The 15,216-nt window shown below is 48.1% G+C and carries 16 protein-coding genes; 9 read left to right on the forward strand and 7 right to left on the reverse strand.

Annotated elements, in window-relative coordinates; all coding sequences use genetic code 11:
- Window positions 1-274: 274 nt before the first annotated feature.
- On the reverse strand, window positions 275-754 hold the full coding sequence (locus tag QUB11_RS22760) for an ATP-binding protein (protein WP_333391791.1): 480 nt from the start codon (window positions 752-754) through the stop codon (window positions 275-277).
- 432 nt (window positions 755-1,186) lie between these two features.
- Here QUB11_RS22760 and QUB11_RS22765 point away from each other — a divergent pair, with 432 nt between their 5' ends.
- Window positions 1,187-2,323 (forward strand): SpoIIE family protein phosphatase, encoded by a 1,137-nt coding sequence (locus tag QUB11_RS22765; RefSeq protein WP_333155908.1) that lies wholly within the window; start codon window positions 1,187-1,189, stop codon window positions 2,321-2,323.
- 56 nt (window positions 2,324-2,379) lie between these two features.
- Here the strand turns inward: QUB11_RS22765 and QUB11_RS22770 are convergent, their stop codons facing one another.
- The 4 genes from QUB11_RS22770 to QUB11_RS22785 form a co-directional block, all read right to left on the reverse strand.
- Window positions 2,380-2,706 (reverse strand): STAS domain-containing protein, encoded by a 327-nt coding sequence (locus QUB11_RS22770; protein WP_041623653.1) that lies wholly within the window; start codon window positions 2,704-2,706, stop codon window positions 2,380-2,382.
- Between the two features lie 236 nt (window positions 2,707-2,942).
- Complete coding sequence (locus QUB11_RS22775) at window positions 2,943-3,575, reverse strand: helix-turn-helix domain-containing protein (RefSeq protein ID WP_333391793.1); 633 nt, start codon at window positions 3,573-3,575, stop codon at window positions 2,943-2,945.
- Window positions 3,576-3,969: 394 nt separating this feature from the next.
- Window positions 3,970-4,518: a DNA starvation/stationary phase protection protein Dps gene (gene dps / locus QUB11_RS22780; RefSeq protein WP_333391794.1), complete on the reverse strand. Its 549-nt coding sequence runs from the start codon at window positions 4,516-4,518 to the stop codon at window positions 3,970-3,972.
- Window positions 4,519-4,586: 68 nt separating this feature from the next.
- Complete coding sequence (locus QUB11_RS22785; RefSeq protein WP_333391796.1) at window positions 4,587-4,847, reverse strand: sulfiredoxin; 261 nt, start codon at window positions 4,845-4,847, stop codon at window positions 4,587-4,589.
- Window positions 4,848-5,181: 334 nt separating this feature from the next.
- On the opposite strand from QUB11_RS22785, the gene QUB11_RS22790 reads away from it, so the two are divergent.
- Both QUB11_RS22790 and QUB11_RS22795 read left to right on the forward strand, forming a co-directional pair.
- Window positions 5,182-5,649, forward strand: a complete 468-nt coding sequence (locus tag QUB11_RS22790; RefSeq protein ID WP_333391798.1) for a type I restriction enzyme HsdR N-terminal domain-containing protein — start codon at window positions 5,182-5,184, stop codon at window positions 5,647-5,649.
- The gene (locus tag QUB11_RS22795; RefSeq protein ID WP_333147630.1) at window positions 5,646-6,317 is read left to right on the forward strand and encodes a hypothetical protein; all 672 of its coding nucleotides are present in this window, start codon (window positions 5,646-5,648) and stop codon (window positions 6,315-6,317) included. Before QUB11_RS22790 ends, QUB11_RS22795 begins: the two co-directional genes overlap by 4 nt.
- A gap of 76 nt (window positions 6,318-6,393) precedes the next feature.
- Here the strand turns inward: QUB11_RS22795 and QUB11_RS31345 are convergent, their stop codons facing one another.
- Window positions 6,394-6,480: a hypothetical protein gene (locus QUB11_RS31345; protein ID WP_445252015.1), complete on the reverse strand. Its 87-nt coding sequence runs from the start codon at window positions 6,478-6,480 to the stop codon at window positions 6,394-6,396.
- Window positions 6,443-6,901 carry a DUF1345 domain-containing protein gene (locus QUB11_RS22800; protein WP_333147639.1) on the reverse strand — a complete coding sequence of 153 codons (459 nt, stop codon included), beginning with the start codon at window positions 6,899-6,901 and terminating at the stop codon, window positions 6,443-6,445. The genes QUB11_RS31345 and QUB11_RS22800 overlap by 38 nt, the downstream gene beginning before the upstream one ends.
- 369 nt (window positions 6,902-7,270) lie before the next feature.
- On the opposite strand from QUB11_RS22800, the gene QUB11_RS22805 reads away from it, so the two are divergent.
- The 6 genes from QUB11_RS22805 (at window position 7,271) to QUB11_RS22830 (ending at window position 15,053) form a co-directional block, all read left to right on the forward strand.
- A complete protein-coding gene (locus QUB11_RS22805; RefSeq protein WP_333147632.1) occupies window positions 7,271-7,525 on the forward strand; it encodes a hypothetical protein in 255 nt (84 codons plus the stop codon).
- A gap of 82 nt (window positions 7,526-7,607) precedes the next feature.
- Window positions 7,608-8,681, forward strand: coding sequence for an Hpt domain-containing protein (locus QUB11_RS22810; protein ID WP_333391800.1), 1,074 nt, complete (start codon window positions 7,608-7,610; stop codon window positions 8,679-8,681).
- Between the two features lie 227 nt (window positions 8,682-8,908).
- Complete coding sequence (locus QUB11_RS22815; RefSeq protein ID WP_333147636.1) at window positions 8,909-9,373, forward strand: Fur family transcriptional regulator; 465 nt, start codon at window positions 8,909-8,911, stop codon at window positions 9,371-9,373.
- An 805-nt stretch (window positions 9,374-10,178) separates the two neighbouring features.
- Complete coding sequence (locus QUB11_RS22820; RefSeq protein WP_333391803.1) at window positions 10,179-12,395, forward strand: hypothetical protein; 2,217 nt, start codon at window positions 10,179-10,181, stop codon at window positions 12,393-12,395.
- Between the two features lie 47 nt (window positions 12,396-12,442).
- On the forward strand, window positions 12,443-14,392 hold the full coding sequence (locus QUB11_RS22825; protein WP_333207080.1) for a DUF3685 domain-containing protein: 1,950 nt from the start codon (window positions 12,443-12,445) through the stop codon (window positions 14,390-14,392).
- Between the two features lie 175 nt (window positions 14,393-14,567).
- Window positions 14,568-15,053 (forward strand): CRR6 family NdhI maturation factor, encoded by a 486-nt coding sequence (locus QUB11_RS22830; RefSeq protein ID WP_333207079.1) that lies wholly within the window; start codon window positions 14,568-14,570, stop codon window positions 15,051-15,053.
- Window positions 15,054-15,216: the final 163 nt, after the last annotated feature.

Raw genomic sequence — 15,216 nt, forward strand, 5'->3', positions numbered from 1 at the left:
TGTAAGTTATTTAATTCGCGCTCCTAAGCCAATAGGGACTCTCACCGAGATTACCTCCTTTGCGAGTTAATCTGCTTCGGACGGCAGTGCCATAATATTTTAGGGTAATAAGTACGGAAGAACCGGAAATACCGATGCTATGGGAACTGCCAGTATCTAGCGAAGCAGTCAAATCAAAAGATCATAAGCTGCGTAGCCGCTTAAGAGTCACCCTGGGTTCTGAGGGAAGGGTTGAGGGGCTACCCTCAACCCTTACCCGCTAAAAATATTAGTGTTATTTTCGATCGTCGATACAGGGCGAATAATTTTTGACCATCGACAAACAGTTCCGTCCATCAGCCATTCTCTCGTAACTAATACTGTCTGCGATGTCTTTGATTAATTTTAGGCCCCGCCCGCCCGGAGAGTGAATATCGACTTTTTCCGAAATATCTTTGATTTTTGTCTCTAAATCAAACGGATCGCCCGAATCCCAAATTTTAATCTCTAAAGATTCAGCGAACACCGCCACCTGAATGTCAACAGGCAAATCCGCTGGTTTGCCCTTGTGGGCGTGACGCACCGCATTCGTAAAGCCCTCAGCCAAAGCCAACTGACACCTGATCCACACACTTGTAGGAATTCGCGAGTCGTACAATTGTGCAAACCACGACAAAACCCAGCTTAATCCATTCAGACCTGTATTGACTTGAAGATCCGCTTTTTTTAGCATCGGCAACTTTTCGGAACCCTTTAATTCAATCACGCTCACCACACAAGTTCTTCATCGGCCGGTGGGCAAAATACAACGAGACAAAATACAACCAGATAAAATACAACGAGACAAAGTATAACGGCGGCAAAATTCAATGGTAGTTTGAGGATACTAGCTTTGGTGGGCCGTCGATCGATGTCTAATCCACTAATCGGTTAGCCACTATACCATAAATAGCATTTTCATGTCAACCAGCGCCTGTAGCAAATAAAAGTCTATAAAAATTTATATTCTGAGTATAAACTGAGTGAAGTTCGATCGCGCCAAATTTCTATCAAATTTTAACGTAAATTGAACTCACCGACCCGCCCTCAAAAGCAATTACCTCGAAAGCGATGTCAATCAACTATACTCAATCTCAGACAAGGGCGCTGACAGGATATATTTTAAATGACCCCCAGACCTTGAAAAACTTGTAGTACCTAAGTGCCCATGTTTCAAATTCTGGTTATTGACGATGATACGGCTGTTCAAGAACTGCTGAGAAGAACCCTGAAAAAACAGGGTTACGAAGTAACAGTAGCAAGCAATGGCGAAGACGGTGTAGCCCAGGCGCAAAAATTGCGTCCGGCCCTGATAATTTGCGATTGGATCATGCCGCGCTTGACCGGCATCGATGTCTGCCGTCGAGTCAAGGCAGATCCGGATCTGTCAACTACACAATTCTTTTTGTTGACTTCTTTGGGTTCGATCGCCGATCGAGTCAAAGGCCTCGACGCCGGTGCCGACGATTTTATCTCCAAGCCGATCGAACTCAACGAGTTACAGGCAAGAGTACGCGCAGGATTGAGGCTGCACCAACTCAGCCGAGATTTGAAAATAGCCAAGCAAAGTCTGGAAGCAGAGTTAGCCGAGGCCGCCGAGTACGTGCAATCGCTGTTGCCAGATCCGATGAAGGAACCTTTCAGCATCGAAGCAAAATTCATTCCCTCCCGGCAGTTGGGGGGAGATTGCTTCGACTACAACTGGCTAGATGCCGATTATTTGGCGATTTACTTGCTCGACGTAGCCGGTCACGGTTTGCGGGCGGCGCTGCCTTCGGTGGCAGTGCTCAATTTGCTGCGATCGCGCACGCTCCCCAACATAGACTACTACAAACCCAGCGACGTTTTGCGCGCCCTGAACACCACCTTCCAGATGAGCTACCAAAATGACAAGTATTTCACCATCTGGTACGGCGTTTACAACCGCATTTCTCGCCAGCTAGTTTATGCCAGCGCCGGTCATCCACCGGCAGTGTTAATTTCCCAGTCGCCTGCGAGCACCGCTAAAATCCAGCGATTAAAAACCCCCGGAATGCCGGTCGGGATGTTCCCCGACGCCCCCTATGTCGATAATTGCTGCGATGTCGAGGATTTGAGCACTCTCTACATCTTTAGCGACGGGGTATACGAGATTCACCAACCTGACGGCAATATCTGGGGGCTTGACCCTTTCATCGACCTGTTAGCAGCTTACAACGGTGCAAGTGCCGACCAGTTAGAGCTGGTTTTGAACTACATTCAAAAGTTGAACGCTAAAGCAGTTTTTGATGATGATTGGTCTTTACTCAAGGTAAACTTTGGCTAGCTGACTTCTTGCATTGCATCTGCGACCAAATAGCAAGAAGGCAGCAGCCCAAAGATTTAGTTAGTTGAGAGAATTTTGCTATTAAAAGCATCGCGGGTTTGAAATATCTCGAAAACTCGATCCATGCTGGTGAGTTCAAATAAGATGCGGATTTGCTCGTTGATAGAACAGACAACTAATTGACTCCCAGCGGCCCGGACTGTTTTAAGCGCCAATACTAAAGCGCCCAAACCAGAACTATCCATAAATGTCACATCAGTGAAGTCTATCAATACCACATCGGCTCCCGCTTCCACTAGGTCGCTAATCTCTTGGCGGAATTGACTTGCCTTGGTGCCGTCTAAAATGCCAGAGGGCTGAATAATTTTAACTACAGGACTCATATTTTGCGGTGGGAATGTCAGAATTTCTAGCCAGACTAGGCTAGTATAGCTGCGAGATGGACTCCGATCCAAATAAGAGAGGGGAAAGCGCCAGAGCCTGAGAGCAGGAGAATAGTTTTGAGTGCAAAAGATGGTTCTCGTCGCGGATCGTAACGCTGATCCGAGTCGCAGCGCTTCGCCGGAAGTGAGTTTTGAGAGAGACAATCTTTGGTCTGCCGAATGCCTGCTGGTATTAATCAAACTCGGCTAACTTTGGCGCGGTAGAGGAGTTTGTCGCCTTGTCTGTAGCCCGTGTAGCGGACTTTGACGGGTTCTCCGGGCTCGGCTGTTCCTTCCATGAGCTGGTGCTGTTGGGGGTTGTAGGGAATCTCGGCTCCGACTGGGGCGATCGACTCGACTCCCCAATGCTCTAATAACTGCTCGATGGGCCGCAGCAAGGGCAGTAGTTTCTGAGCCCGCAAGTTGTGATTTTCCTGAGCTTTGCTCGCAGCAGTCGGCCACTGCAACATCCAAGATTCTAAAATTTGCACGCTAGATAGCTGGAATTCCTGCATCAAAGATTCTCGCTGCTGTTCGAGCGAAGCTTGCAGGCGCTGATATTCTTGTTCTACGGCTGTCGGTGGTGCCTGTTCTAACTCTACATAGTCTGGTGCCAAGGTTGCGAGCAGTTCGTTTAAGGAAATTTGCAAAGCTTGACTGATTTTGAGCAGGATGTCGGCTCGGGTTTGCAAAGCTAAGCCGCGACGCAGGCGACTTAGCTGGATCTCGGAAACTCCTGCTTTTTTGCTGAGTTCTCGATCGCCCGAAAGCCCCGCCTGTTCCATCAGGCGTTGCAGTTGAGGAGCATAATCTGGAATATTGGCAGTCACGAAAAACTCATCCAAATTAACTATTAGCCGGGAAGTCCCGGGCGTATATTTAGAGGGGATTAATCTGAGCGCTGGGCCCCGTACCCCGTTGGGAATTACGCCCGCGTGATGAAAGGCTCGTCGGCTGTAGGTACCCAAACCGACAATTATTCTTTTATACCCCAAGATGATCGGGAAATACTCTGATACTATATTAGCAAGTGGGGGTGGAACTACCTCACTATAAAAAGCATGAGAAAAAAAAGGAAAAAGAAGCCTGCGGTCTAACTGTACTCAGTTGACCGTCAGGTTTGTTCACTAAATGGACATATTCTCGATCGTAAACTGTCACGAGCCTTAAGGAAATACATCTGTGGGGCGGGCTCGGGCGCCCACCCCACAACTTTTTTTGTGGCTATTTGACGGCAACTTTTTCGGGGGCGGCTGTTGCAGTTGTCGCAGAACCTTGCAAATGCGCTTCTAGGAACCACAAACGCTTGTCAATTGTCCGCGAAATTTCAGTGTACAGATCCGCTGTATCGGCGTCGCCGAGTTCGTCTGCTTTGTCGATGGCGACTCGCAGGTGTTGGGCGTAGGGTGCGTAGCGATCGGCTAAAGCCGTCACATATTCTTTGCCGTCTAAAATGTCGAAAGGAAATTCTGGCAAAATCGAATCTGCGGCGGCTGTGCGGGCTGTTCCTACAGCCAAACCGCCCAAAGCTGTGACCCGTTCTGCAACCGTATCAACGTATTCTTCGAGTTCTGTTGCCATTTCGTCAAACAGCAAGTGCAACTGGTAGAAGTCCATGCCTTTGACGTTCCAGTGAGCTTGCTTGACTTGAGTTTTTAAGTCCAGAGTCGTTGCTAGCGTGGCGTTGAGCAGCCCGACTACTTGAGAGCGGGTGGCGGCTGACATATCGATGCGGGTGGGGTAAAGATGTTGTTTGTGATTGTTGGTAGTCATAGGTTTTTAGCTTGTTATTAGTGATTGTCGATCGAATATTTGCCTGTCGTGAATTTCTATTGAGAGGCTCAGGCTAAGTGCATCTGCAACACGGCACGGGGAGCTCGGCGTACTTTACAGCAAATAGTTTCTAAACCGAGACGCTGGCAAGCTTCGTAGCGGTGGCAACCGGAAAATCCGTAATACTGTCCATCTACTTCTAGCACGTCGATGGGTTCGTTTAAACCTACCTCGCGGATGGATTCCATGAGGGCGGCGACTTTGGTTTGGTCGTTGACTCGCGGCAGGGGGCGGCGAATCTGGTTGAGGGGTATTTCTTCGATCCTCATGGCGTTGGTCTGTTTTGCTTCTTGTTAAATCATACTCGTAATGACTTCGTTTTAGCAATAAAAATGTCAGGAAATTTTGAGATTGGCAGAAGGGGGGCGTGCGATCACCCGTTTGCTGTAGTGTCGGGGAATGGAGGGCGATCGACTTTGGGTGGGAAAATCAGGATTAAAATTGCTGTCCCATCAACATCAACTTGGTAGATCAATTGATTGTCCGTGTCTTGACGTTTAAATGACCTAATTTGAATGCCCTCAAGTTATAATTTTGTTACGCAAAGCTTAGGCTAGTCGTTGATTTACTGCATCGCCAATAAATTTGCTGCGATATAATGCCATGATAAAAACATCCCAACCAGATATTGTTGTGACAAGCCAAGAGGGGGAATATCTGATGATCGTTGAGGTAAAGCTCAAAGACATCAGTATCAACGATCAACTTATTGCACAGCTTAAAAACAATATGGCATCTATTGGTTGTTCAGTTGGACTTGTCGTAACTGGTGAGCGTGTGATTCTCCTCCGCGACTCCTTAGAGAAGTACAATGGTGAGTCAATTGATGTAGTTGGTGAAGCGAATCTTCCAGATTCTTTGCTACCACAGGCAGATGAGCAATGGAAAGGACAACCTGGTGTTGAGTTTGAATCACGAGTTCAGCGATGGCTTGAGAAACTGAAACTGACTGGTAGTATGGACAACATCCCAAATGATTTAAGAAACCTACTTGGGGAACCAATAATGAGCCTTCTCCGAATTGGGGAAGTGAGGGCTGCTGGCCCTAGATGGAGTAAGAGTGCAAAGTGAAACCCAAAGCAGTTTTAGTGGAAACAAATTGGGTAGTGGATGTTATTGCTCCAGCACACTTGCAAAGTCCACAGGCTATTCAGTTGCTCCAACGTGCTCAGGCTGGTGAGTTTAAGTTATATGTGCCTGCAATATGCCTTACAGAAGCACGTGAAACCGTACCTCGAAGGTTTTCCCCACGCTCTCGCTCTGATGATTTACGCAAATTTGTGAGATGGGCAACAGATGAAGGTCGAGTGACCGCTGAGGATGCGGATGCAGCACGTCGGGTATTTGCTCTATTTGATGGATTAGTGGCAAATGAACTGACGAAAGTTTCAGAACGATTGAATGACTTAGCGAACCATCCTAGTCTCAACGTCTTTCCGCTTTCAGAGCCAATGCTGGAGCGCCAAATATCTATCGGTGCAATGGATGATCTCTCCCTTAAACCCTATGACTTAGCTGTTTTGGCGGCTGTGATAGTTAAATCTGAAGAATTACAGGCAGAGGGGCATCCCTGGGTTGGTTTCTGTGAGCTAGACTCCGATCTTCAACCGTGGGACAAATCCGGTGCCCGGAAACGTGTTCTTAGCGATCTCTACGATGATGTCCGAATATTCGTGTACGCAAACTTCCTACTAGAAGATGTAAGTGAGCTTCCCGATGGTTGGACTACTTCAATTTAGCAATTACCACCTAACTATTATTAGGATGAAAGTTTCCGCATCATACTCTAAATCATACCACTGCTACTTAATCCTCTCAACTCAATCCAGCAATAATATTGACGCTCATAGCCAGAATAGCGGTGTTAAAAAAGAACGACAGCACGCTGTGAAAAAGGACCAGATACCTCGTGGAACGAGAAGTGCTCTGCACGTCTGCAACGCCGGCAAGTCATGCCAATACCAAAGGAGAAATATAAAAAATCTTTGTAATCTGCTTCCTCGTCGCCCGGAAAATCCAAACCCTCCGCCTGTAAGTAACTGCCGTGCTGCTTGCTGCGGTTTTTGTAGTAGCTGCGGGCATAGTGCATCGTGAAGATAGTGTGTACCTGCATCCAAGACCCAACAATTGTTAGGACAGAAAGCCCCAAGTGCAGAAATAGCAAATTCGGCAACAGGCCTTTGGGATCGCGCAGCAAAAAGAAGATGGCTAACAAGCTAGCACAAGCCGCTGCCACGATCGTACTTAAGATTGTTAAGTGGCCAGCATCCAACTGCTGAGCGTGGTGGCGCATCAATTCGGGAGTGCCTTGCAGCATCAGCATCCAAGTCAAAATCAGGAAACTGACGGCGCCCGCGTTCCAAATGCACAGCGTCCGAGTCAGGGGAGATAGTCAGGTGGCAGCAACACAGCAACTGCCATAGCAAAGAGAAAAGACACAAACAGGCGGTGCCGGACGCTCCAGACCCAGTGCATTTTACATTGGGAAACATTTTTCACAGTAATCTAGTGTAATTTACGCACAGTAAGGGTTAGAAAATCCCAACTACTGCTATCTTGGCAGGAAATCCCAAAAAGTAACTATGAATTGGCAACACGCAGCACAGGCAGAATTTTTCATGCCTTTCGATAGATCGATCGACCTCAACGTTCTAGGTAGAGTGTGAGAAAAGATAAATTGTGGCTTGAAATTATGGCATCCTCCCAACCCCTCAAAGGCCTTGAATTGATCGACTGCGCCAAAGCTAACGCCCAACAAGGAATCGCCACAGCCGCGAAGCTCTGCGGCTACGGAAGCGACCTCAACACCTTCGAGCGGGAACTGAAACAGGCTTGCCAAGACATCGGCGTCGAAGTCAAGGAGTTAAACGACTTGATTACGACTCAGCAGATGATGAAACAAGGAATGGGTATTGAAGTCGCTCCAGATACTCCCTCAGAACTCTAGGCTCAATCTCCACCGCAGCAGTTTGAGAGCTAAGATTGCCCTCACACCCGTATTTTGAGTCTGCTAGCTGAGGCAGGCTAGAATGTTTTGCATGGGAGCTTCCGACTTTTGGCAGGAGTCGTGTTTTCTCCCGCGAAGAGGGTGCTTTCTGGAGGGTGCACAGATTGTTAGGAGGACTGTCGTGTCAGATCAGCAAGACCGAATAATGCGTTTGTTTATAGAGGAGGCTAAGGAGCACCTCGATACTCTAGAAAATGGTTTAGTGGATTTAAAGTCCACGATGAAAGACCCCGAAAGCGTCCAAGAGATGTTTCGAGCCGCCCATTCCGTGAAAGGAGGGGCGGCTATGCTTGGCTTAGATAGTATTAAAACAACCGCTCACCGCTTGGAAGATTGTTTTAAGGTGCTCAAGGACGGGCCCGTCAAGCAGGTTGACCAAACGGCAGAATCCCTATTTTTAAAGGGAGTTGATACGCTTAAGGACTTGCTGGGGCGACTGGAGGGGCCTTTCGGCTTGAGGAATGAGGAGGGAGAAAAACTTGTGCAGCAGGTGATGCCTGTTTTTGCTCAACTCGAAACTCACCTCGATAAATTGGCGTCGGGCAAAGTGCAGGCGGTTGCTGCTGGGTCTGGTGCGCCCGCCGCTCCAACAGCGGGCCCTGTGCCGGCGAATTTTGCTGTTGAAGTGATGACTTTACTCAAAGAAATGTTGCAGGTGTTCAAGCAGAAAGAATCGGCTGCTAGTCGCTCTGAGTTGACGGCTGTGTGCGTTCGCCTCTATAAATTGGGAGGTAAAATTGAGACTTGGCAAAATTTAGTAAAAACAGCTAGATCTGCGATCGTTAATCCCAAAAACTCTTATAAAGTCTTAGCTCCGCTGATTATCAAAGAACTCAAGGAAGCTGGCGATTTAGTACAAGTGGGGAAAGTCAAGACGATCGTTCCGAGTAAAAATTTGCTACTTTTGGCAGCAAGCCCAAAACCAGCAGAGCCAAGCGCCCCAGCCGTTCCAGCAGCCCCAGCAGCAGCCTCGAAGCAAGTAGCACTTCCAGCCGAACCCAAGGCCGTAGTCAAGCTTTTGCTCAAAACTTTCAACAAAAAGCAACTCTCGGAAATCGCCAAGTTACTGGTTAACGCCATCAAATCCTCGAACTAGGAGGTGTTGCAGTAGAAGATAGAATCAAAGCAATATTTCTGAGGGGGATAATTGTCTGGGGGTGCTGGCAGCCGGAGTTGAGCAGCAACTAGAAAAAATTCACTCACTCGATATTTTTGCCTTCTACCTTCTACTGTTGGGCAACCCTGCGTTAGAATTAGTGGATATGTAGGCGTGCAATATTGTACCAGAATAAAAAATCGAGCAGGCTTTATAAGGCGGTAGCTGTGAAACCAATTAGTTCATTAGAAGATGCTTTAAACCGCTGTCAGGCGATGGGAATGCGCTTGAGCCGCCAGCGTCGATTTATTCTAGAACTTTTGTGGGAGGCAAAAGAACACCTCTCGGCTCGCGAAATTTACGATCGCCTCAACAAACAAGCGCATTCGATCGGGCATACTTCTGTGTATCAAAATCTAGAAGCTTTGTCGAAAGCAGGGATTATTGAGTGCATAGAACGCTCGGAGGGACGCTTGTACGGCAATGTCAGCGACTCTCACTCTCACGTCAATTGTCTTGATACGGCTCAGATTCTCGACGTTCATGTGGAACTGCCGATCGACTTGATCGAGCTAATCCAAGAGCAAACGGGTGTCAAAATTGTAGACTACCGGATAGATTTCTACGGATATCGATCGGCCGAGTCCGCCACGCAAGCATCGAGTGTCAGCGATACGCCACAGGCTTCGTAACTGATAAAGCAGCGGCTGTTGGACGCAAAACCGATATTTGTACAAGGTCGATCGGTGGTATAAAATGATTTAAGTATTTAGCTGGGTTCGATCGGTTTTTTTTGCCGTTGCGCGCCGGAATTCGGCACAGTAGAAAAAAACAGAAAACAGAAAAATGAAACTCGATCGGCAAGTTTGGCGATCGGGAATAAAATTTACGACTAAGGATCGCGAATTAAATAACTTACAATTTTAATTGTTATTGTGGAAGTTATTTAATTCTCATTCCTAAACCCAAAAAATCAGTTCTACCGGCTACACGTAAAAGTGTAAACCAAATCCGGCTGTAGTCCCCCCTTGATTTTTTAATCGGCTTGGAGGAGACGAAAGTTTGTGTATTTGCGGTTTCAACCGCTGAGTCTGATAAGGGAATTTCTGATCCGGATTTAATATTAGACCTTAGTTTAATCCCTCCTCCAATTCATCTGCAGAGTCAATTCTAAAATCTAAAATCTAAAATCTAAAATCTAAAATTGATGGACAGACGGGGCTTTATACTGTTTTTTCTGCTAAACGGCCCCGGAATCTGTGAATAATTGTTTGATAACTGGTATGATTTACGTGCTTCTTGAACCTAAAATGCTCGGAAGCAACCAGTGGGGCCAGACACGAACCTCACTATAAAACGCCGTAGAGGGAAAGATTGCCAGTACCTTGAAGGAAGTTCTCGATCTCCTTAACCGGAGTCAGAAGCCGACATCACAATCTATAGATTTTGATGTGGGAGTGTCAAATTCTAGTGCGCATTACAGGACAGGCTGAAGTAATGGCGAGACGACAATCTGACCAATTCCACACACCACCGCAATACAACCCATCCCTCAAACCGACGGCACAGTTCAGTGCAGAGGCGACAGGCGATGCGAGTTCCTCAGTAACGGCGCTGCCGACCGAGGGGAAAAGAACTTTTTGGCAGTGGCAGCTAATCTGGCTTAGTCTCCTGGTGGGATTTGGAGTAACCGGTGCCGCTGCATTTCTGTGGTTACTGACGATGCCGCCACCGCCCAATTGCCAGCAACTGTCGCCACTGGCGGCGGATGGAGAGCGACTTTACTGCGCTCAACAAGCTGCTAAGTCGGGCAAGCTAGAACAGCTAGAATCGGCAATGGCACTGGTGCAGGCTTGGCCGAAAGAACATCCGCTATACTCGCAGGGTCAACATTTGATAGGGGAATGGTCGAAAGCCATTCTGGGATTTGCCAGGGCAAAAATTGAACTGGGCGATTTGAAAGGCGCTCTGGAGATTGTGGCGAAAATTCCGAAAACCAGTCCGTCTTACCCCGAGGTAGAAGAGGCTGTTACGGCTTGGGAAAAAAATTGGCAGGAGGGCCAAAAACTCTACGATACAGCCCTAGCAGCTTTGAAAAGTGAGGATTTAAGAAAAGCCTGGGATTATGCTCAAGCTCTATTTAAGCTGGAAAATATTTTCTGGAGTCAGAAGCGTTACAACGAGCTGATAGGGCAGATTTCTTTGGAAAGAAACGGCTGGCAGCGCTTGCAAGAGGCGAGAGATTTGGCGAAGGACGAGACTCCGCAAAAGTTCGCTGAGGCGATCGTCCTGGCTCGCAAAATAGACTCGCAGCTTTTTGCCCGCGCTAAAGCTGAGAAGGAAATTGAGGGCTGGAGCCGGACTTTGCTGGCAATGGCTACTAAGCGGTTGGGGGCGAAAGACCTGCCGGGGGCGATCGAGGCTGCTTCTGTTGTGCCACAGGATTCCCCGCTGTTTGCGGAAGCTCAAGATTTGATGCAGTTGGGTAGGGCTCAGGCAGTGACTTGGAACCAGTCGATATCAACTCCGCTGCCACAACACATTTTTAGCTTGCTCGAAGGGCAGGGGGCTGCTAGCCAAATAGCTCCGGGTCGCCCTCTGTACAAGCAAGCTCAAGTTCAAATTGAAAACTTGCAGGTTCAGTTTCAAGATTTGCTGCGGCTGCAAGTGGCGAGCACGATCGCTAGTTTCGGTCAGATAGGGACGTTTGGACTCGCGATCGAGCAAGCGCAAACCATTGGAATCAAGCAGCCGCGGCGGATTCACGCTCAAACTTTGGTGGCTTCTTGGCGCCGGGAAATTCAGCGGATCGAAGACCAATCTTTTCTGACTCTGGCGAAGCAGTTGGCAGAAACGCAAACGGTTGAAGGACTAAAGGGTGGCATGGCTCAGTTAGTCCTGGTTTCTCAAAACCGTCCCCGCAGGATAGAAGCGCAAACTCTCTTGGCTCAGTGGACTAAACGCATAGAAGTTATTCAAGATCAGCCTTTTTTGGATGAAGCGATCGCCCTGGCGAAGCAAGGAAAACTTAGTGCTGCTATTGAAAAAGCTTCGCAAATTAAGAGCGGTAGGACTTTGTACGCGAAAGCTCAGGATAATGTCTATCAGTGGGTGAGCGAACTGCAAGTTGCTCAAGACCGACCGATTCTAGATCGCGCTGCGGAATTGGCATCTCAAGGCAGTCTAGGAGCGGCGATCGATACGGCTTCCCAAATCGGTTACGGTAGGGCGCTGTATTCAGAGGCTGCAGGGGCGATCGGGCGCTGGAGTGCTGAACTCAGAGCCAACACTGCACCGCCGCCGGAACCCGCTCGCGATTACGCGCCGGAACCCGCTCGCGACTACGCGCCAGCTCCAGCAGAGGAGTACGCGCCAGCTCCGCGACAGGAGGAGTACGCGCCAGCTCCGCGACAGGAGGAGTACGCGCCAGAGCCAGAGCCTTACTATCCGCCTGCGAGAGAAGAGGCCCCGGCTCCCGAACCTTACAATCCGCCTGCTCCCGATCCGGAACCTTACTATCCGCCCGCGAGGGAGCCGGAACCGGAACCTTACTATCCGTCCGCGAGGGAGCCGGAACCTTACTATCCGCCCGCTAGAGAAGAGGCCCCGGCTCCGGCTCCCGAACCTCCTCCTCCGGCTCCGGCTCCGGAACCCGCGCCGCCCTCGATTCCTGAATCGGCTGGGCCTCCTGATGCTAATTTGATCCCCGAGTAATTGGGTTTTCGCGCGATCGAACTCTAAAATCTCCAATCTAAAATCAAGTGAGTAATTTTCAACTGCTGACGATCGAGGGCGACCCCATTTTCCGGCTGGGGCTGCGAATCGCTTGCGAGCAGTATCCAGACTTGCAAGTTGTTGCAGAGGTTTCAACCCCAACCGAGGCTTTGCGAGTTCTAGAAGCTCGCTCGCTCGACTCGGTAGCAGCCAAGAAACCCGCTGATTTGGTAATTTTGGCTGTTGAAGCCCTAAATTTGCGATCGGGTCAAATAGAGGCGCTGGCATTTTGTCGCGAACTCAAAACTTTGTACCCCAATCTGCCTCTGTTGCTGCTAGGCGGGCCGCTGACACCGGAGCTGTTGGCCCAGGTACAGGCGGCGGGCGCGAAGGGCTATTGTCCTAAAGGTAGAGATATTTCCCTGACAATCGAAGCTATTCGCGCGGTGGCATTGGGTCGCACTTATTGGCCGACGGATGCGGCAACTAACCCGGAAAGAGAAATAAATGCAGCGAGGGTTCAAACAGTAGAAAACTCCGCAATAATTGCAGATAAAAATGCAGATAATTCGACAGTTGATACGCCAGTACACAAAAAAATGCTGGCTTATTTTTGTCATTCTGGACTACGGGAAATAGATGCAACTTTGGCGGTTGTCCAAGCAGATTTGCAAGAGATTAAAGCGGCAAATCCGACAGATTTGCCCTCTATCTTAGATGGGGTGGTACTCAGCGGGCGCCGCAGAGAATTGCTGGCAGCTCGCTGGATTGTCAGTCAGTTATTATTGGAAGGAAAAGGGGAGAAGGCAGAAGGCAGAAGGCAGGAGGCAGAAGGCATAAAGCAGAGGATAGAAGACCGAAAGCAGAAAGAAGAAATGAGAGGCGAGAATTTGTTAAATAATTCTCAATCGCAATTAGCGAATTCCAAAGTTTCGACTGAATCTTTGGTGGTTGCAACTAATTGGCAAGGTAGCTTGTTTGACTCGGCGGCAGCTAAATTGCAGTTGGATTTGGTGAATTTGACTGGCTTGCCTTTGGAAATCGATATTTTGCGATCGACCAAAAAGCGTGAATTGATGAGTTCCATCCTGCGGAAGTTAAAGGATTTGTTGGAGGAATTGCGCTTTTCGCAAGTGCAGGAAACTCAATTGTCGCAAAAAATGCCTGCTATTTTACGAGATTTGTGGGAGGCGACAATCATAGATTTTTTTGGCAGATACTATACACTGCCAACGGTAGAAAATCTGGTTTTTGATGGCAGTCAAACAAGCTTGAAACTGGGAGAAAGTCAAGAGGGAAGCGCTGCTTATCTCTTGGCAGGCAGTGGCGTAGAAGTTGTGCCGATGCTGCTGGCAGATGCTGATGTAGTTGCAGCTCAAATCCTTGACAAAATACCGATGACAGTTGATTTGTTTGCACATTTGCTATTTGAAATTCCTCTAACAGTTGACAATATTTCTTGTGTTGCTGGCAGCCCGGAAGCAATGCAGCGAGCTGAAGCTTTGTTGGAAAATTTGGCAATTCAAGTTGCTAGCGGAGTGGTACAGCCTCTACTAAATAATTTGGCAAATATTGAAGAAATTAAGCAAATTTTTTACGATGGTAAGTTGATTTCGACGCGAGAAATTGAGAGATTTCGGAATGATTTGTCGTGGAGATATAGCTGGGATAGATATTTTGTGGAACCGAAAGCTATTTTTGAAAGCCGGTTTTGGCTGTTTGTTTTGGGCGATTCTGGAATTAAGAGAATTTCTATTTATGCTCCTAGAAATCTAGAGTTAGCACAGTTGTCTGGGTGGCAGTTAGCCTTGACTTTGCTGCTGGAAACCAGGGATGCGATCGCACCTAGAGTTCGCGCGGTTATTTCGCTGTTGGGTGCTGGCGTTGTTTACGTTTTGACTCAGGTTATAGGGCGGGGAATTGGTTTGATCGGGCGGGGAATTATCCAGGGGATTGGTAATTCTTTGCAGGATAGCAAGTTTGGGAAAAATGGGTAATTAGTCATTAGTCATTAGTCATTAGTCATTAGTTGGTAGTCATGAGTGAGCTAAAATATTTATAGCTGGTGGTACGATCGCTAAATGCTATCCAGTTGACAATCAAGCAATTGGGTCTCTTTCCCCCGGATTCATCGGTAGAAGCAAACTAAAATCTAACATAGGTTGACATTTTATGAGTATTATGATAGCGATAGATGCCGATCGCATAAACAGTTTAGATTTGTCTCCGGTGCGGACTGTGATTGAAAAGTGGCTGGCCGAAGGAGCGATCGCCCAAAACGAACAACAGCTACAATTTGAAATTGAGTATCCGCGCGAAGAGTTAGATCCGCGAGAAATTTCGGAAATTCCCGAAGTGCGGCTGTGGTTTATTCGCTTGGATGCTTGTTACCCTTGGCTGCCATTTTTGCTGGATTGGAAAGCGGGAGAATTGGCGCGCTATGCGGCGATGTTGGTGCCGCACCAATTCCACCGCACCCAAGGTATTCAGTACAATCCTGAAGCTTTGGAAATGTTTTTGATGAACAAAATTTTTGTGTTGACTGATTGGTTGAATCAGCAGGGAATTCCCAGTAAATCGAAGTTGATGGCGATGTCGCAGATGTTTGGTTATGATTTGGAGGATGCTTTTTTTGATGTGATCCTGCCGCACCAATAAGCTGTAAGTAAGCCCACCTAAATTGTATTTTTTGGGCAGGCGGGACGCCCAACCCCTACTCCCCACAAGAAGTCGCTCAAACTTGACTGTTAAGGAATGAGAATTAAATAACTTCCACTCTTGAAAGTGGGATGGGCGTCCCGCCCGTCCTTTTTGGACGGGC

This window comes from Microcoleus sp. B6-A1, assembly GCF_036705085.1.
Taxonomy (GTDB): Bacteria; Cyanobacteriota; Cyanobacteriia; order Cyanobacteriales; family Microcoleaceae; genus Microcoleus.